This window comes from Enterobacter cloacae complex sp. CARB60 (genome assembly GCF_036487345.1).
Lineage (GTDB): Bacteria > Pseudomonadota > Gammaproteobacteria > Enterobacterales > Enterobacteriaceae > Enterobacter > Enterobacter asburiae_D.
Genome location: NZ_JAZKLC010000002.1, coordinates 3393693 through 3411822, shown reverse-complemented (window position 1 = coordinate 3411822; position 18130 = coordinate 3393693). Strand labels below are relative to the sequence as shown.

Genomic DNA, 18130 nt, shown 5'->3' with positions numbered 1-18130 from the left:
CTTGCTCAGCTCAGGATTGCAAGCCGCGTATTGTAATGCTTTGGTGGGGTTGTGACCAGTATGAAGGTTATGTGTCTCAGGACCGCAAAAATCCGGTAAACTTAAGGGATTCTCCAATAAGGAAAATTGACCATGACACTCCTACACACCGAAGTTGCCGTTGTCGGCGGCGGTATGGTCGGCGGCGCGCTGGCGCTGGGGCTGGCGCAGCAGGGATTTGAGGTAACTGTAATTGAACAGGCTGCTCCGCCGGCCTTCGATCCCACCAGCAAACCGGATGTGCGCATTTCCGCGATCAGCGCGGCGTCCGTCGATCTGCTGCGCGGGCTGGGCGTCTGGGAGGCGGTGCTGGCGATGCGCGCCCATCCTTACAGCCGTCTTGAAACCTGGGAGTGGGAAAATGCCCACGTTGCGTTTGATGCCGCTGAGCTGAAGCTGCCGCGCCTGGGTTATATGGTGGAAAACAACGTGCTCCAGCTGGCGCTCTGGCAGGCGCTGGAGGCGCATCCGAAGGTGACGCTGCGAGTTCCTGCCTCGATTAAAGCACTGCATCCTCACGAGAGCGGCTATTCACTGACGCTCGACAGCGGGGATGCACTGGCCGTGAAGCTGGTCGTTGGGGCGGACGGCGCTAACTCGCAGGTCAGACAGATGGCGGGTATCGGGGTTCATGCCTGGCAGTATGAGCAATCTTGCATGCTGATTACCGTCGAGTGCGAGAATGCGCCGGGAGAAAGCACCTGGCAGCACTTTACGCCGAACGGTCCGCACGCCTTTTTACCGCTGTTTGATAACTGGGCGTCGCTGGTGTGGTACGACAAACCCGCGCGCATTCGCCAGCTGCAGGGGATGAACATGGAACAGCTGCAGCGCGAGATCCTGCTGCACTTCCCGAGCCGTCTGGGCAACGTAACGCCGGTTACTGCAGGGGCGTTTCCCCTCACGCGACGTCACGCTTTGCAGTATGCCCGTGAAGGGCTGGCGCTGGTGGGCGATGCGGCACACACCATCCATCCGCTGGCCGGGCAGGGTGTCAACCTGGGGTATCGTGATGTCGATGCGTTACTGGATGTGCTGGGCAGCGCTCGCGGGCATGCGGAAAACTGGGCCAGCCATCAGGTCCTGAAGCGTTACCAGACGCGGCGCATGGCGGACAATTTCATCATGCAGTCGGGGATGGATCTGTTCTATGCCGGGTTCAGCAATGACTTAGCCCCGGTGCGCATTCTGCGTAATATTGGATTGATGGCGGCAGAACGCGCCGGTGGTCTGAAGCGCCAGGCGCTGAAATACGCCCTCGGACTCTAACCTTTTGCCCCTCTCCCTGTGGGAGAGGGGCAGGGTGAGGGCATCAGGCCGCACAATTCTGAACAACAAAAACAAAAAAGCCCGCAGAGCGGGCTTTTTTGTTACTTAAGTGGCTGGGGTGCAGGGATTCGAACCCCGGAATGCTGGTATCAGAAACCAGTGCCTTACCGCTTGGCGACACCCCAATTGCGTTAAACAAACGGCTTAACGACTTTTTAAATTGGCTGGGGTACGAGGATTCGAACCTCGGAATGCTGGTATCAGAAACCAGAGCCTTACCGCTTGGCGATACCCCAACAATTTTTTTTAGTCTATCGAATCATTCGACAGATTACTAATTTGGTGGCTACGACGGGATTCGAACCTGTGACCCCATCATTATGAGTGATGTGCTCTAACCAACTGAGCTACGTAGCCAGTACTGCAATCTTCGATGGCTGGGGTACCTGGATTCGAACCAGGGAATGCCGGTATCAAAAACCGGTGCCTTACCGCTTGGCGATACCCCAATACCGCGGAGAACCGCAAAATCGAAGAAATATGGCTGGGGTACCTGGATTCGAACCAGGGAATGCCGGTATCAAAAACCGGTGCCTTACCGCTTGGCGATACCCCATCCGTGCAACGCTTACCTGGGAATGGTGCGGGAGGCGAGACTTGAACTCGCACACCTTGCGGCGCCAGAACCTAAATCTGGTGCGTCTACCAATTTCGCCACTCCCGCAAAAAAGATGGTGGCTACGACGGGATTCGAACCTGTGACCCCATCATTATGAGTGATGTGCTCTAACCAACTGAGCTACGTAGCCATCTTTTTTCGCGTTACCTTATCGGCGTTGCGGGGCGCATTATGCGTATAGACCCTTGCAGCGTCAACACCTTTTTCAACGAAAATAGCCGGAAAGTGACTGTTTGGTTAGGTTGCGAACAGCGTGACCGAATATTCGGCAATTATTGGTTATTAATCAGATTTAGACGGTGAAATACGAGGCAAAAAAATCAGGCCCCTGAGGGGCCTGATTGCGATCTGAGTGATTATTTGTAGGCTGACTGGTGAACGCCTACCGCGCGTCCTGAAGGATCGTTCATGGATTTGAAAGATTCATCCCATTCAATCGCTTTGGCAGAAGAGCAGGCGACGGACGGACCACCCGGTACGCACTCGGCAGCACTCGGTACCGGGAACAGCTCTTCAAAAATTTCACGGTACAGATACGCCTCTTTCGAGCCCGGCGTGTTGTACGGGAAGCGGAAGCTTGCGGTTTCCAGCTGTTGGTCAGAAACCTGTTTCGCCGCGACCTCTTTCAGGGTGTCGATCCAGCTATAACCTACTCCATCAGAGAACTGCTCTTTCTGACGCCACGCCACGCTCGCCGGCAGGTAGGATTCAAAACATTCGCGCAGGATATGTTTTTCCATTTTACCGTTGCCGCACATTTTGTCCTGCGGGTTGATGCGCATCGCGACGTCGAGGAATTTCTTATCCAGGAACGGCACGCGCGCTTCCACGCCCCATGCGGACATCGCTTTGTTGGCACGCGCACAGTCAAACATATGCAGCGCCTGCAGCTTACGCACGGTCTCTTCGTGCAGCTCTTTGGCGTTCGGCGCTTTATGGAAGTACAGGTAGCCGCCAAACACTTCGTCAGAACCTTCACCGGAGAGCACCATCTTGATGCCCATCGCTTTGATCTTACGCGACATCAGGTACATCGGGGTCGAGGCGCGGATGGTGGTCACGTCATAGGTTTCAATGTGATAGATCACGTCGCGGATCGCATCCAGACCTTCCTGCACGGTGAAATGAATTTCGTGGTGCACGGTGCCGAGGTGGTTCGCCACTTCCTGCGCGGCTTTCAGGTCAGGAGCGCCTTCCAGACCAACGGCAAAAGAGTGCAGCTGTGGCCACCAGGCTTCTGAGCGCTCCTGATCTTCCACGCGACGGGCCGCGAATTTCTTGGTGATCGCGGAGATCACGGAGGAGTCCAGACCGCCGGAGAGCAGCACGCCGTACGGCACGTCGGACATCAGGTGGCTTTTCACGGAATCTTCCAGCGCCTGACGCAGCTCGGCTTTGTCCGTGACGTTGTCTTTTACCGCGTCGAAATCGAACCAGTCACGCTGATAATACTGACGGATCTCGCCGTCTTTGCTCCACAGGTAGCTGCCCGCCGGGAACTCTTTAATGGTGCGGCAGACCGGGACCAGGGCTTTCATTTCAGAGGCAACGTAGAAGTTGCCGTGCTCATCGTGACCCATGTACAGCGGGATAATGCCGATATGGTCACGGCCAATCAGGTAAGCGTCCTTTTCGCTGTCGTACAGGGCGAAGGCAAACATGCCCTGCAGGTCGTCCAGGAACTCGGGTCCTTTCTCCTGATACAGCGCCAGGATCACTTCACAGTCAGAACCGGTCTGGAACGCGTAGCGGTCGCCGTATTCGGCGCGCAGCGCCTGGTGGTTGTAGATTTCACCGTTGACAGCCAGCGCGTGCGTTTTTTTCTCGTTATATAGCGGCTGTGCACCGGCATTGACGTCAACAATAGACAGACGTTCGTGAGCCAGAATCGCTTTGTCACTGGCGTAAACGCCTGACCAGTCCGGTCCGCGATGGCGCATCAGGCGGGACAGTTCGAGTGCCTTTTTACGCAGTTCGCCCGCGTCAGTTTTAATATCTAGTACGCCAAAAATTGAACACATAACCTTCTCCGTTAACCCTGTTGCTTTGTAATGTTGCTTGCTTATGAAAATGCCGCAAAGGGGCAGGGCGCGCAAGCGTTTTACGGGTGAAAACGGAAATAGTGCAATGGTGATTGCGGAATAGTGAAAAAAGAGTACGCCATGAACTCTTTTATTGATGATTATGCAATAAAACGTGATTTTTGTTAGATGGGATTTTATTTGTATAGGCCATAAATGAAAAACCACGCCCTGAGGCGTGGTTCGGTATCAGATAATGTCAATTTCATCGACGGAGGGGTAAATCCAGCTTGGCCGGAACGGCATCGAATCAATGTCATCAAGTTGAGAGACGCCGGAGAGGACCAGAATCGTCTCCAGACCCGCCTGGAAACCGGCCAGAATATCGGTGCGCAAGTTGTCGCCGACAATAACGGTTTCTTCAGAGTGTGCCTGCATTTTGTTCAGCGCGGCACGAATGATCCACGGGCTAGGTTTCCCTACCACAAACGGCTTACGACCGGAGATTTTCTCGATACCGGCGCAGAGCGCGCCGCAGGCCGGGTAAAAACCACGGCCGTGCGTATCCGGGTTGGTGGCGATAAACCGCGCGCCGCTGGCGACAAAGTATGCTGCTTTATGCATCATCTCCCAGTTAAAGGATCGCGTTTCGCCAACAATCACAAAGTCAGGGTTGACATCGGTGATGGTAAAGCCTGCTTTGTACAGCTCATGGATCAGCGCACCTTCACCCACCACGTAGGCTTTTTTCCCTTCCTGACGCTTCAGAAAATCCGCCGTGGCCATCGCCGAGGTATAAAACACGCTGTCCGGGACGTCGACACCCGCCGTGGCAAAGCGGTTTGCCAGATCCTGACCGGTCTGAGAAGGGTAGTTCGTGAGAAGAACCAGAGGCATTCCTTTGTCGATGATGCGGTGCAGAAACTCCGCAGCACCCGGCACGGCAACGTTGTCGTGCATCAGCACGCCGTCGATATCACAAATTACATTCTTAATGGTCATGGACAGTCCGACATCAAAAAAAAGAAGGCGTTACTATAAGGTCCGATCAACTTTCCAGCAAATGCTGCAGCAGAATTCCGTTGAGCATCGCGCGTTTGACCAGCGCGAACGCGCCAATCGCCGAACGATGGTCAAGCTTTGAACGAACCACCGGGAGATTCTGTCGGAATGCTTTCAGCGCCTGGGTGTTAATACAGCCTTCAATGGCGGGGAGCAGCACCTTTTCCGCTTCCACAATTTCACCGGCGATCACCACTTTTTGTGGGTTAAACAGGTTAATGGCGATGGCGATGGTTTTCCCCAGGTGGCGTCCTACCTGCTCGATCACTTCACAGGCCAGCGCGTCGCCTTTATTGGCGGCTTTGCAGATGGTGCCTATCTTGCAATCGTCCAGCGTGACGCGGCTTTGGTAACCCTGTTCAAGGAGATGGCGAACGCGCTGCTCGATGGCCGTGTTGGCGGCAATGGTTTCAAGACAACCGAAGTTGCCGCAGTGGCAACGCTCCCCGAGGGGCTCAACCTGAATGTGGCCAATCTCACCGACGTTACCGTTGCGACCAATAAAAATACGCCCATTAGAGATAATACCCGCGCCCGTTCCGCGGTGTACGCGCACCAGAATAGAGTCTTCACAGTCCTGGCTTGCACCAAAGTAGTGCTCTGCCAGCGCCAGCGAGCGAATGTCGTGGCCCACAAAGCAGGTCACTTTAAAACGCTTTTCCAGCGCATCGACCAGCCCCCAGTTCTCAACCTGAATGTGCGGCATATAGCGGATCACGCCGCTTTCCGGGTCGACCAGACCGGGCAGAATCACGGAGATGGCGATGAGTTCGCGGATCTTGCGATGACAGCTTTCAATAAACTGCGCGATGGTATTCAGCAGCGCATGCTCCAGCGTCTCCTGGGTGCGCTCCGGAAGAGGGTAGTGCTCTTCCGCAATGGCTTTACTGCTCAGATCGTACAGCGTGAGCGTGGTGTCATGGCGGCCCAGACGGACGCCAATTGCCTGAAAATTGCGGGTTTCGGTAATAATGGAGATCGCGCGACGGCCCCCGGTGGAGGCCTGCTGATCGACTTCTTTGATCAGACCGCGCTCAATGAGCTGGCGGGTAATTTTTGTCACGCTGGCGGGAGCAAGCTGGCTTTGTTCGGCTATCTGAATTCGCGAGATTGGTCCGTGCTGGTCAATCAGGCGGTACACCGCCGCACTGTTAAGTTGTTTAACGAGATCGACATTACCGATTTGAGCTTGTCCGCCAGGTGTCATACTTTTACTTACTCAGTGACGACCTCGTTACCGTTAACGATGGTCTTAATAATTTTATAATCGTGTGTGAATGCCGTCAGGTTTGCAACCATACCTGGTGCAATTCCGCCGAGCTGTTTATCCACGCCCATTGCGCGAGCCGGATAAAGGGTTGCCATACGCAGGACTTCATCAAGCGCAATCCCGCAATGTTCAACCAGGTTACGCACCCCTTCAATCATGGTCAAAGAGGAACCGCTCAGCGTACCGTTTTCATCCACACACAGTCCATTGCGGTAGTATATTGTTTTACCGGCAAAAATGAACTGCTCAATATTTGCACCTGCCGGTGCGGTGGCATCCGTCACCAGACAAAGCTTGTCACCTTTCAGCCGCTTAGCGTTGCGAATGTTGGTATAATCGACGTGTAAGCCGTCAGCAATAATGCCGCAGTAGACGTCTGGCTCATCCAGAATCGCCCCGACCAGACCCGGTTCACGCCCCGTGATATATGGCATGGCGTTGTAAAGGTGCGTTGCGAAGGTAATGCCCGCGCGGAAACCGGCTTTCGCTTCTTTCAGCGTCGCGTTTGAGTGGCCTGCTGAAACGATAATCCCGGCACCAGCCAGTTTGCTGATGACATCCGTACCCGTCATTTCAGGCGCCAGCGTCACTTTGGTGATCACATCGGCGTTCGCACACATGTAGTCAACCAGCTCCGCATCAGGCTTACGCACGTAGTCCGGGTTATGCGTGCCTTTCTTGACCATATTCAGCCATGGCCCTTCAAGGTGCAGACCCAGCGCCTGATTAGGGTGTTTGGCCAGGTATTCGCGCATCACGCGGATACCCTGCTTCATGAGGTCATCACTGCTGGTGATGAGCGTTGGCAGATAGCTGGTGCAGCCCGATTTCTCGTTGGCTTTCTGCATGATCTCCAGCGTTTCGACCGTCACCGCATCGGCGGTATCATTGAATTGCACACCGCCGCAGCCGTTGAGCTGTACGTCGATGAAACCGGGGGAGATTACTGCTCCATTGAGTGAGCGCTGTTCAATCTCCGGCGGCAGCTCTGCCAGCGGGCAAACACGTTCAATCAGGCCATCAGCGATAACAATCGCATGGTCATCCAGAATTTCATGGCCGGTAAAAATCCGACCGTGGGTTAAAGCGTACATAACGACCCCCGGTTAAAAAAAGCGGCCGCCTCTTGATGAAGAGGCGGTTATTCAATTACAGACCTTTGATGTTCTCAGCTTCTAACTCGTTGAAGTATTTCAGCGTTTTTACTTTCAGCTCCATCGTGGACGGTTCGTCACACACGATGACGGATTTAGGATGCAGCTGCAGGCAGCTGATGGTCCACATATGGTTAACGTTGCCTTCAACGGCAGCCTGGAGCGCTTGCGCTTTCACGCCGCCCAGTACCAGAATCATCACTTCTTCGGCATCCAGCAGGGTGCCTACGCCAACGGTCAGGGCGTATTTTGGAACCTGGTTAACATCGCCGTCAAAGAAGCGGGAGTTTGCCACGCGCGTGTCATGGGTCAGCGTTTTAATACGGGTGCGGGAAGCCAGAGATGACGCCGGTTCGTTAAACGCGATGTGACCATCATTACCTACACCACCCATGAACAGATGGATCTTACCGTAAGAACGGATTTTTTCTTCATACTGACGGCATTCTGCGTCAATATCAGGCGCGTTTCCATTCAGCAGGTTAATATTTTCAGATGGAATATCAACGTGATCAAAGAAATTGCGATGCATAAAGCTATGGTAGCTTTCCGGGTGGTCTTTCGGTAAGCCAACGTATTCATCCATATTGAAGGTCACAACATGTTTGAAGCTAACCTGGCCTGCTTTATGCATCTCAACCAGCGCCTTATAAGCGGTCAGCGGCGTGCCGCCTGTCGGAAGTCCAAGAACGAAAGGACGATCGGCAGTTGGCTTAAAAGCGTTAATACGATTAACGATATGGCGAGCGGCCCATTTACCGACTTGTTCAGCAGTTGCCAGGGGAATCAGTCTCATTGTTCACCTCAAGAGTTAAAGTAGAAGAGTGGGCGGATGGCTATCGGAACCTGATACTTAAGCGTAACCTGGAAACTTTCAGGCCGGATCAATCCGTCTTGATTTTTTGAATGATAAAATAAGTTTTCGCTGTTAGCCAGTGTAAGGGAGGGTGAGAAACGATATTTGGTGACAAAAATCACAAAAAATACCCATTTAATTTGCGATACGAATTAATTTTTCACACACTCAGACTGCCAGTGAATTATCAACGGTATCTATCGTTCGTGACACAATAAAAACATAGTTTATGCGCGAGCCTGAAAAAGGTCTCGTAGGGGGAATAGGATGAATATTTTAGGTTTTTTCCAGCGCCTCGGTAGGGCTTTGCAGCTCCCTATCGCCGTGCTACCGGTTGCAGCGCTGCTGCTGCGATTCGGGCAACCCGATCTTCTTAATGTACCGTTTATTGCCCAGGCTGGCGGTGCCATTTTTGACAACCTGGCGCTGATTTTCGCCATCGGTGTTGCGTCAAGCTGGTCAAAAGACAGCGCGGGCGCTGCAGCGCTGGCAGGGGCAGTCGGTTATTTCATCCTGACGAAAGCGATGGTAACGATTAACCCAGAAATCAACATGGGTGTACTGGCAGGTATTATTACCGGTCTGGTCGGTGGTGCGACGTACAACCGCTGGGCGAACATTAAGCTGCCAGACTTCCTGAGTTTCTTTGGCGGCAAACGCTTCGTGCCGATCGCGACGGGCTTCTTCTGTCTGGTTCTGGCCGCCATCTTTGGCTACGTTTGGCCACCGGTGCAGCATGCGATCCATGCGGGCGGCGAGTGGATCGTATCAGCGGGTGCAGTTGGCTCGGGTATCTTTGGTTTTATCAACCGTCTGCTGATCCCAACCGGTCTGCACCAGGTGTTGAACACTATCGCATGGTTCCAGATTGGCGAGTTCACCAATGCTGCGGGCACCATATTCCAGGGCGATATTAACCGCTTCTATGCAGGTGACGGCACCGCAGGCATGTTCATGTCTGGCTTCTTCCCAATCATGATGTTTGGTCTGCCGGGCGCTGCGCTGGCAATGTACCTGGCTGCGCCAAAAGCGCGTCGCCCAATGGTTGGCGGTATGCTGCTGTCCGTTGCGATTACCGCGTTCCTGACCGGTGTTACCGAGCCGCTGGAATTCCTGTTCATGTTCCTGGCTCCGGTGCTGTACCTGATGCATGCGGTGCTTACCGGTATCAGCCTGTTTGTGGCAACCCTGCTGGGTATCCATGCTGGCTTCTCCTTCTCTGCAGGCGCGATCGACTACGTGTTGATGTACAACCTGCCGGCGGCAAGCAAGAACGTCTGGATGCTGGTGGTAATGGGTCTGGTGTTCTTCGTCATCTACTTCGTGCTGTTCACTGCGGTTATTCGTATGTTTAACCTCAAAACGCCGGGCCGCGAAGATACCAACGACGAAGTGGTAACCAACGAAGCCAACAGCAATACCGAGGAGGGTCTGACCCAGTTGGCGACAAGCTATATCGCTGCCGTCGGAGGGACTGACAACCTGAAAGCCATTGATGCCTGTATCACCCGTCTGCGTCTGACGGTGGGTGACTCTGCGCGCGTAAGCGACGCAATGTGTAAACGCCTTGGCGCATCGGGCGTCGTTAAACTGAACAAGCAAACTATCCAGGTTATCGTGGGCGCCAAAGCGGAATCCATCGGTGACGAAATGAAGAAAGTGGTTGCCCGTGGCCCGGTAGCGGCGGCATCAGCCGACAGCGCGCCTGCGACCACGGTTGCCCCGGTAGCGAAGCCGCAGGCCGTGCCTAACGCCGTGACGGTGGCAACTCTGGTCTCTCCGGTAACGGGTGACGTGGTTGACCTTGAGCAGGTGCCTGACGAAGCCTTCGCCAGCAAAGCGGTCGGTGACGGTGTGGCGGTGAAACCAACGGAAAAAACCGTTGTGTCTCCGGCGGCCGGTACCATCGTGAAAATCTTCAACACCAACCACGCGTTCTGCCTCGAAACCGAAAATGGCGCTGAGATCGTTGTTCATATGGGTATCGATACCGTTGCGCTGAACGGCCAGGGCTTTACTCGTCTGGTGGAAGAGGGCGCTGAAGTGGTGGCCGGGCAGCCGATTCTGGAAATGGATCTGGACTTCCTGAACGCCAACGCGCGCTCCATGATAAGCCCTGTCGTTTGCAGCAACATCGATGACTTCAGTGGCCTGGTTATTCAGGCGAAAGGTCAGGTTGTTGCGGGTCAAACGCCGCTGTATGAGATTAAAGGCAAGTAATCGCTCCTGAGTAGAGTCATGCCTTAAGCGGCGGGGGATATCCTCCGCCGCTTTTTTTTGCAGCAAATGCCCCCATTATTTTCATCAGAGACGTATTTTCCGTAACTAAGGGTTGTCACTACGTCCGGCTTATAAGATCATACGCCGTTATACGTTGTTTACGCTTTGAGGAATCCACGATGAGTGAGGCAGAAGCCCGCCCGAGTAACTTTATTCGTCAGATCATCGATGAAGATCTGGCCAGTGGTAAGCACACCACAATTCATACCCGCTTCCCGCCGGAGCCGAACGGCTACCTGCATATCGGGCATGCGAAGTCCATTTGCCTGAACTTTGGCATTGCGCAAGACTACCAGGGACAGTGCAACCTGCGTTTCGATGACACCAACCCAGTAAAAGAAGACATCGAATACGTTGAGTCCATCAAGAATGATGTGCAATGGCTCGGCTTCAACTGGTCTGGCGATATTTGCTACTCCTCTGACTATTTTGATCAGCTGTACGCCTACGCGGTTGAACTGATCAACAAAGGTCTGGCGTATGTTGATGAACTGTCTGCAGATGAAATCCGTGAATATCGCGGTACGCTGACCGCGCCGGGCAAAAACAGCCCGTTCCGCGATCGCAGCGTGGAAGAGAACCTGGCGCTGTTTGAAAAAATGCGTGCCGGTGGCTTCGAAGAAGGCAAAGCGTGCCTGCGTGCCAAAATCGACATGGCATCTCCGTTCATCGTGATGCGCGATCCGGTGCTGTACCGCATCAAGTTTGCAGAACACCACCAGACCGGTAACAAGTGGTGCATCTACCCGATGTACGACTTCACCCACTGCATCAGCGATGCGCTGGAAGGCATTACGCACTCCCTGTGTACGCTGGAGTTCCAGGACAACCGTCGTCTGTACGACTGGGTGCTGGATAACATCACCATTCCTGTGCATCCGCGCCAGTACGAGTTCTCTCGTCTGAATCTGGAATACACCGTGATGTCCAAGCGTAAGCTGAACCTGCTGGTCACTGACAAGCACGTTGAGGGCTGGGACGACCCGCGTATGCCGACCATCTCCGGTCTGCGTCGTCGTGGTTATACTGCCGCCTCTATTCGTGAGTTCTGCAAACGCATCGGCGTGACCAAGCAGGACAACACCATTGAGATTGCTTCTCTGGAATCCTGCATTCGCGAAGATCTCAACGAAAACGCCCCGCGCGCGATGGCCGTTATCGATCCGGTTAAGCTGGTCATCGAAAACTATCCGCAGGGTGAAAGCGAGCTGGTCTCCATGCCTAACCATCCGAACAAACCGGAAATGGGAAGCCGTGACGTGCCGTTCAGCGCTGACATCTGGATTGACCGCGCTGACTTCCGCGAAGAAGCCAACAAGCAGTACAAGCGTCTGGTGCTGGGTAAAGAAGTGCGTCTGCGTAATGCCTACGTCATCAAAGCCGAGCGCGTAGAGAAGGATGCAGAAGGGAATATCACCACCATCTTCTGTTCTTATGATGCTGACACCCTGAGCAAAGATCCTGCGGATGGCCGCAAGGTGAAAGGCGTTATTCACTGGGTGAGCGCTTCCCACGCGCTGCCGGTAGAAATTCGTCTGTACGACCGTCTGTTCAGCGTGCCTAACCCAGGTGCTGCGGAAGACTTCCTGGCGACCATCAACCCAGAATCTCTGGTGATCAAGCAGGGTTATGCGGAGCCTTCTCTTAAAGCCGCTGAAGCGGGCAAAGCGTTCCAGTTTGAACGTGAAGGTTACTTCTGCCTGGACAGCCGTTACAGCACCGCGGAAAAACCGGTATTTAACCGTACCGTTGGTCTGCGTGATACCTGGACGAAGATCGGCGAATAATATTGCTGCTCTGGTCAATGAGAGACAAACGCCGCACTATGCGGCGTTTTTTTATTTAACGATCAGGGTATTAAGTCAGGGCCTGAAGAGGCGCCATGAAAATATCAGGTCAATGAGGTGCTACTTATTTTTTAAAAAAAAGTTTGTGCTATTACGAAAATCAAAAAGGTTATAAAAAAGGAAAGAGAATCCACGTCTAGCCACTGAAATACCTGATAATTCCCCGCCATTACTCGTCTCTCTGCAAATGTTACAAATCACTACCAATTATGTGCACTTCGTCATAATCCTGACTTTTGTCCGCTAAAAAGCATTGATAATTCGCGTCGCGAAAAATAACCTAAAGACGGTAGTTAATTCGAGGGTATTTAAAACTACCCCTGACCATTTGGTCTTTTTTATTTACGCCGTTTCAGGCGTTTTAATTCGTCAAAGAGGAATAATCTATGCGTACGTTCAGTGGCAAACGTAGTGCGCTGGCGCTGGCTATTGCCGGTGTGACAGCAATGTCGGGCCTGATGGTAACACCAGAGGCGAAAGCCGCGGGCTTCATCGACGATTCTACCCTCACGGGCGGTATTTATTACTGGCAGCGTGAACGTGACCGTAAAGACGTCACTGAAGACAAATATAAAACCAACCTTTCGCACTCCACCTGGAACGCCAACCTGGACTTCCAGTCAGGCTATGCCGCGGATATGTTCGGTCTGGATATTGCTGCGTTTACCGCGATTGAAATGGCGGAAAACGGCGACAGCGGCCACCCGAACGAAATCGCCTTCTCCTCCAGTAACAAAGCGTATAAAGAAGACTGGTCTGGCGATAAGAGCGGTATCAGCCTTTACAAAGCCGCTGCGAAATTTAAATACGGCCCGGTATGGGCGCGCGGTGGTTATATTCAGCCAACTGGCCAGACCCTGTTAGCGCCGCACTGGAGCTTTATGCCGGGTACCTATCAGGGTGCGGAAGCCGGGGCTAACTTTGACTACGGCGATGCGGGTGCGTTGAGCTTCTCCTATATGTGGACCAACGAGTACAAAGCGCCGTGGCACATCGAGATGGACAAGTTCTACCAGAACGATAAAAAAACCAAAGTCGATTACCTGCACTCGCTGGGCGCGAAGTACGATTTCAAAAACGATCTGGTGCTTGAAGCGGCATTTGGTCAGGCACAAGGCTATATCGATCAGTATTTTGCCAAGGCCAGCTATAAATTCGATGTCGCAGGCAGCCCGCTGAGCACCAGCTACCAGTTCTACGGTACGCGCGATAAAGTCAGTAACGGTGGCGTCAATGACATTTATGACGGCACCGCGTGGCTGCAGGCGTTAACCTTCGGCTACAAGGTCGGTCAGGTTGATTTACGTCTGGAAGGCACATGGGTGAAGGCGGAAGGGCAGCAGGGCTACTTCCTGCAGCGTATGACCCCGACCTACGCCTCCTCCAACGGTCGTCTTGATATCTGGTGGGATAACCGTTCCGACTTCAACGCCGACGGCGAGAAAGCGGTCTTCTTCGGCGCAATGTATGACCTGAAAAACTGGAACTTGCCTGGCTGGGCGGTGGGCGCTTCTTACGCTTACGCCTGGGACGCAAAACCTGCCGATATGGCAACACCGGACGCATACTACGATCCCAACTATCGCCTGAAAGAGTCTTCCTACAGCCTCGATGCTATCTACACCCTGCAGGATGGCCGCGCGAAAGGCACGATGTTCAAACTGCACTTCACCCAGTATGACAACCACTCCGATATCCCGAGCTATGCGGGCGGTTACGGCAACATCTTCCAGGATGAGCGTGACGTGAAATTCATGGTTATCGCCCCATTCACCATTTTCTGATGAACGCACCGGCGGGCTGAGTCCCGCCGGTATGGAGACTGCACATGATGAAAAAAATCGTAATCGTCGCGCTGCTGGCATCAGGGCTGGTGGCGTGCGCTCAGACGCAGGCGCCGAAAGAGGACACCCGTCTGAAGGAGGCCTATAGCGCCTGCATTAATACTGCGGAAGGATCGCCGGAGAAAATTGAAGCCTGTCAGAGCGTGCTGAACGTGCTGAAGAAAGAGAAAGCGCACGAGCAGTTCGCGACGCAGGAGAACGTCCGCGTGATGGATTACCAGGCCTGCATTCAGGCGCGTAAAACCGGTAACGATCAGGAAGTGGCGAAGCGTTGCGATAAGATCTGGAACGAGATACGCAATAACAATAAATAAGTGCTTTACGCCCGGTGGCGTTACGCTTACCGGGCCTACAACGGTGTCATAGCCCGTAGGCCCGGTAAGCGCAGCGCCACCGGGCTTTTTTCAGGCAAAAAAAAGCCAACCTTGCGGCTGGCTCAGAGTATGAATACTGATTATTTCGCGTCGTGCGCGTGGTCGTCTTCGCGGCAGTCGCCTTCAGCGCAGTGACCGTAAAGGTACAGGCTGTGGTTGGTCAGGCGGATGCCGTGACGCGCGGCGATTTCACGCTGGCGTGATTCAATGGAATCATCGCTGAATTCAATGACCTTGCCGCAATCGAGGCAGATCAGGTGATCGTGGTGCTGCTGCTGGGTCAGTTCGAAAACAGATTTACCGCCTTCGAAATTATGACGGGTAACAATGCCCGCGTCATCAAACTGGTTCAGCACGCGATAGACGGTAGCCAGCCCAATCTCTTCACCCATGTCGATAAGACGTTTATAGAGGTCTTCCGCACTGACATGGTGATTGTCTGGACCCTGAAGCACTTCAAGGATTTTTAACCGAGGAAGCGTAACTTTCAGGCCAGCCTTCTTTAATGCGGTATTGTTGTCAGTCATGCGGAATCTGTCCTGTTGCTAAACGATTCACTTCCGTAGGAAGTGACAGAAAATGCACCTGGGATAATGCGTCTCATTATAGAACTGCCATGGCTAAATGAAAACTGCAAGTCTCAGGCAAAATATGCTTATAAAAATGGGGTATCACCAACAAACTTGCTCAATGGAAAACCACATTTTATCAGGGAGACATTGTACAGGTCTGGGCGAAAAAGTTAAAAGATTGTAGCGATTAATTTAATCGGTTTGACCTGGAGCACGGGCGCAGCCGCCGCTGCGCCGCGATAAAAATCAGGCGTTCAGAATATCGTCCAGGTGGAGTTCCTCGCGGATCTGCTTCACCCATTTCTCAACGCGCTCTGCCGTCAGCTCTGGCTGACGGTCTTCGTCAATAGCCAGACCCACGAAGTGATCGTCATCGGCCAGGCCTTTAGACGCTTCAAAGTGGTAACCGGCGGTCGGCCAGTGGCCGACGATCACTGCACCATTTGGCTCAATGATATCGCGGATGGTACCCAGCGCGTCACAGAAGTATTCGGCGTAGTCTTCCTGATCGCCACAGCCAAACAGGGCGACCAGCTTACCGTTGAAGTCCACTTCTTCCAGCGTCGGGAAGAAATCATCCCAGTCACACTGGGCTTCACCGTAGTACCAGGTTGGGATACCCAGCAGCAGAATGTCATAGCCTTCCAGATCTTCTTTGCTGCTCTTGGCGATGTCATGCACATCAGCAACGTCTTTACCGAGCTGTTTTTGAATGTTTTTTGCGATATTTTCGGTATTGCCGGTATCACTGCCAAAGAAAATGCCGATGATTGCCATGAGTAAAATAACCTCTTGAAACTTAATAGTATGGTGGCGCAATTCGGCCACGGATAAGGGCAATAATAGCAGAACTGGCAACCCTGCGGAAACAGCTATCGCGCAGGACTGCACTCTGTGCTACATGAAAAGGGCGATAAAGGGGATTTTCAGACTTATGCCTGGCTGCGTAACGTCTCAAGCTGGACAAGCAACATCTCTTCAATGAGCTCGCTGCGGCTGATATTTCGCGCGTCAGCCAGCTCGTTCAGCGCATCGACGGCGTCGGCGTTAAGCTTCAGTTCGACACGTTTAAGCCCACGATTTTTATCGCGTTTAAGCTGGTTGCGTTTATTGATACGCAGCTGTTCATCGCGCGAAAGCGGATTCGTCTTGGGTCGTCCCGGGCGACGCTCATTCGCGAACAGATCTAGTGTCGTACGGTCCGTTTGTTCTTTGGCCATGATTCTGAGACTTCGGGGGAAACACGCCGCCCTGCTAATGCCCGGGCGATAAGCGCGCCATCATACATCACCAAAAACGGCACGCCAACGACTGGAAGCCCGCAGCCTTCCAGTCGCTTTCTTTTTAATCAATTTGCAGTATCAGCGAGATAGCGGCGAATGGCGCGCAGTACGGCATCCGGTTTTTCAGCATGCACCCAGTGCCCGGCACCGGCAATCACGTGGGCGCGTGCCTGCGGGAATTGGGCCAGCAGCGTGTCGCGGTACGCGTCGGTTACGTAAGGAGAGTTTCCGCCGCGAATAAAAAGGGTAGGGTGTGGCCAGGCGGGAACGGTTTCCCAGCCCACGATATTGTTGTACTGGTCCCAGAGCACCGGCACGTTAAAACGCCATTGCCCGTCAACAAACGACTTCAGCAGGAACTGGACGACGCCTTCTTCATCAAGATGCTCACGCATGACGACAGCCGCCTGTTGGCGTGTCGCAACACCCGCTTCTGTGACCGCATTAATGGCGGCAAAAATCTCGTCATGACGGCGGACGTCATAATCCACGGGCGCGACGTCAATCACCACCAGGCCGCTAATACGCTCCGGGGCCAGTGCCGTCAGGGCCATCACCGCTTTGCCACCCATGGAATGCCCGATCAGCGTTACCTTCTGCAGGTTATGTGCATCCAGCGTATCCAGCAGATCCTGCGCCATCGCCGCGTAGGTCATCTCGTCGGAACGCCCGGAAAGACCGTGATTACGCATATCGACCTGTAAAATATCGTGGTCGGTAACCAGATCGCGCGCCAGCACGCCCAGGTTATCCAGACTGCCAAAAAGCCCGTGAACCAGTACGATGGGAGAATTATTGTTCGGCGATTGTGCAGTTTGCGCTCGGGTATTCAATTTCATGGCAAAGTTCTTTTTTTACGTATGTCAGGTTAGGGTATCATGTTGACCATTCTGCCGCCCGGCTGCAAGGTTCCAGTTTAATCTGACTTTTGCCGCCAACCTGGTTTGACGCTATCCGCTGTTGGGATTTGACCTTATAATCCCAATGACTTGTATTCAGATAAGATATCGCACTGGATTAAGATGAAAACAATCGAAGTTGATGACGAACTCTATCAGTATATTGCCAGCCAGACTCGGCATATCGGGGAGAGCGCGTCCGACATTTTACGGCGCATGCTTAAAATTTCCGCCGCTTCACAGCCTGCTACCCCAGTCACCAAAGATGTCGTGTCTCAGCCGAGCGTTGCTGCGCAAGCAAAACCTGCCGTGACGCCGGCAAAAGATAAAGTGCGCGCGATGCGCGAGCTGCTGCTCTCCGATGAATACGCGGAGCAGAAAAAGGCGGTCAACCGCTTTATGCTGGTGCTGTCTACACTTTATTCACTGGATAACAAAGCGTTTGCTGAAGCGACCGAGTCGCTTCACGGCCGTACTCGCGTCTATTTCGCGGGCGACGAGCAGACGCTGCTGCAAAATGGCAATCAAACCAAACCCAAACATGTTCCTGGCACCCCGTACTGGGTGATCACCAATACCAATACGGGCCGCAAGTGCAGCATGATTGAACACATCATGCAGTCCATGCAGTTCCCGGCGGAATTGATTGAAAAGGTTTGCGGTACAATTTAACCCTTGCAT

General features: G+C 53.4%; 15 protein-coding genes and 7 tRNA genes. 6 read left to right on the top strand and 16 right to left on the bottom strand.

All coding sequences use genetic code 11. From position 1 onward, the window contains the following. Nucleotides 1-132 precede the first annotated feature (132 nt). A complete protein-coding gene (gene ubiF, locus V4835_RS17460) occupies nt 133-1308 on the top strand; it encodes a 3-demethoxyubiquinol 3-hydroxylase (protein ID WP_331413010.1) in 1176 nt (391 codons plus the stop codon). A 110-nt stretch (nt 1309-1418) separates the two neighbouring features. Here the strand turns inward: ubiF and V4835_RS17455 are convergent. From V4835_RS17455 to nagB, 12 genes are all read right to left on the bottom strand, one after another. Next, nucleotides 1419-1493: transfer RNA gene (locus V4835_RS17455), tRNA-Gln, on the bottom strand. A gap of 36 nt (nt 1494-1529) precedes the next feature. After that, nucleotides 1530-1604, bottom strand: a tRNA-Gln gene (locus tag V4835_RS17450). Between the two features lie 44 nt (nt 1605-1648). Next, nucleotides 1649-1725, bottom strand: a tRNA-Met gene (locus tag V4835_RS17445). A 17-nt stretch (nt 1726-1742) separates the two neighbouring features. Then, a tRNA-Gln gene (locus tag V4835_RS17440) sits at nt 1743-1817 on the bottom strand. Nucleotides 1818-1849: 32 nt separating this feature from the next. After that, nucleotides 1850-1924 (bottom strand) — tRNA-Gln (locus V4835_RS17435). A gap of 23 nt (nt 1925-1947) precedes the next feature. Then, nucleotides 1948-2032 (bottom strand) — tRNA-Leu (locus tag V4835_RS17430). An 8-nt stretch (nt 2033-2040) separates the two neighbouring features. After that, nucleotides 2041-2117: transfer RNA gene (locus V4835_RS17425), tRNA-Met, on the bottom strand. Between the two features lie 226 nt (nt 2118-2343). Then, nucleotides 2344-4008 (bottom strand): asparagine synthase B, encoded by a 1665-nt coding sequence (gene asnB / locus V4835_RS17420; RefSeq protein WP_014069343.1) that lies wholly within the window; start codon nt 4006-4008, stop codon nt 2344-2346. A 249-nt stretch (nt 4009-4257) separates the two neighbouring features. Then, the gene (gene nagD, locus V4835_RS17415) at nt 4258-5010 is read right to left on the bottom strand and encodes a ribonucleotide monophosphatase NagD (protein WP_063143173.1); all 753 of its coding nucleotides are present in this window, start codon (nt 5008-5010) and stop codon (nt 4258-4260) included. A gap of 46 nt (nt 5011-5056) precedes the next feature. Next, nucleotides 5057-6277, bottom strand: a complete 1221-nt coding sequence (gene nagC / locus V4835_RS17410; protein WP_063143172.1) for a DNA-binding transcriptional regulator NagC — start codon at nt 6275-6277, stop codon at nt 5057-5059. 8 nt (nt 6278-6285) lie between these two features. After that, nucleotides 6286-7434 carry an N-acetylglucosamine-6-phosphate deacetylase gene (nagA, locus tag V4835_RS17405; RefSeq protein WP_063143171.1) on the bottom strand — a complete coding sequence of 383 codons (1149 nt, stop codon included), beginning with the start codon at nt 7432-7434 and terminating at the stop codon, nt 6286-6288. 55 nt (nt 7435-7489) lie between these two features. After that, nucleotides 7490-8290 (bottom strand): glucosamine-6-phosphate deaminase, encoded by an 801-nt coding sequence (nagB, locus tag V4835_RS17400; protein WP_023310765.1) that lies wholly within the window; start codon nt 8288-8290, stop codon nt 7490-7492. Nucleotides 8291-8617: 327 nt separating this feature from the next. Between nagB and nagE the strand changes: the two genes are divergently transcribed. The 4 genes from nagE to chiQ all read left to right on the top strand — a co-directional run bounded on the left by nagE (nt 8618) and on the right by chiQ (nt 14635). Beyond that, nucleotides 8618-10570: a PTS N-acetyl glucosamine transporter subunit IIABC gene (gene nagE / locus V4835_RS17395; protein WP_331413008.1), complete on the top strand. Its 1953-nt coding sequence runs from the start codon at nt 8618-8620 to the stop codon at nt 10568-10570. A gap of 179 nt (nt 10571-10749) precedes the next feature. Beyond that, nucleotides 10750-12417, top strand: a complete 1668-nt coding sequence (gene glnS / locus V4835_RS17390) for a glutamine--tRNA ligase (RefSeq protein WP_331413007.1) — start codon at nt 10750-10752, stop codon at nt 12415-12417. Nucleotides 12418-12863: 446 nt separating this feature from the next. Further along, a complete protein-coding gene (gene chiP / locus V4835_RS17385; protein WP_063143168.1) occupies nt 12864-14261 on the top strand; it encodes a chitoporin ChiP in 1398 nt (465 codons plus the stop codon). 47 nt (nt 14262-14308) lie between these two features. Next, entirely contained in the window at nt 14309-14635 is a 327-nt protein-coding gene (chiQ, locus tag V4835_RS17380; protein ID WP_032661388.1) for a ChiQ/YbfN family lipoprotein, read from the top strand. Nucleotides 14636-14775: 140 nt separating this feature from the next. Here the strand turns inward: chiQ and fur are convergent, their stop codons facing one another. The 4 genes from fur to ybfF all read right to left on the bottom strand — a co-directional run bounded on the left by fur (nt 14776) and on the right by ybfF (nt 17389). Further along, nucleotides 14776-15222 (bottom strand): ferric iron uptake transcriptional regulator, encoded by a 447-nt coding sequence (fur, locus tag V4835_RS17375; RefSeq protein WP_023310771.1) that lies wholly within the window; start codon nt 15220-15222, stop codon nt 14776-14778. A gap of 291 nt (nt 15223-15513) precedes the next feature. Beyond that, nucleotides 15514-16044 carry a flavodoxin FldA gene (gene fldA, locus V4835_RS17370; protein ID WP_008501067.1) on the bottom strand — a complete coding sequence of 177 codons (531 nt, stop codon included), beginning with the start codon at nt 16042-16044 and terminating at the stop codon, nt 15514-15516. 155 nt (nt 16045-16199) lie between these two features. Next, nucleotides 16200-16487 (bottom strand): LexA regulated protein, encoded by a 288-nt coding sequence (gene ybfE / locus V4835_RS17365; protein WP_028019455.1) that lies wholly within the window; start codon nt 16485-16487, stop codon nt 16200-16202. A 128-nt stretch (nt 16488-16615) separates the two neighbouring features. Next, nucleotides 16616-17389 carry an esterase gene (ybfF, locus tag V4835_RS17360; protein WP_331413004.1) on the bottom strand — a complete coding sequence of 258 codons (774 nt, stop codon included), beginning with the start codon at nt 17387-17389 and terminating at the stop codon, nt 16616-16618. 183 nt (nt 17390-17572) lie between these two features. Between ybfF and seqA the strand changes: the two genes are divergently transcribed. Continuing rightward, nucleotides 17573-18121 (top strand): replication initiation negative regulator SeqA, encoded by a 549-nt coding sequence (gene seqA, locus V4835_RS17355; RefSeq protein WP_063143166.1) that lies wholly within the window; start codon nt 17573-17575, stop codon nt 18119-18121. The last annotated feature ends 9 nt before the right edge of the window (nt 18122-18130 follow it).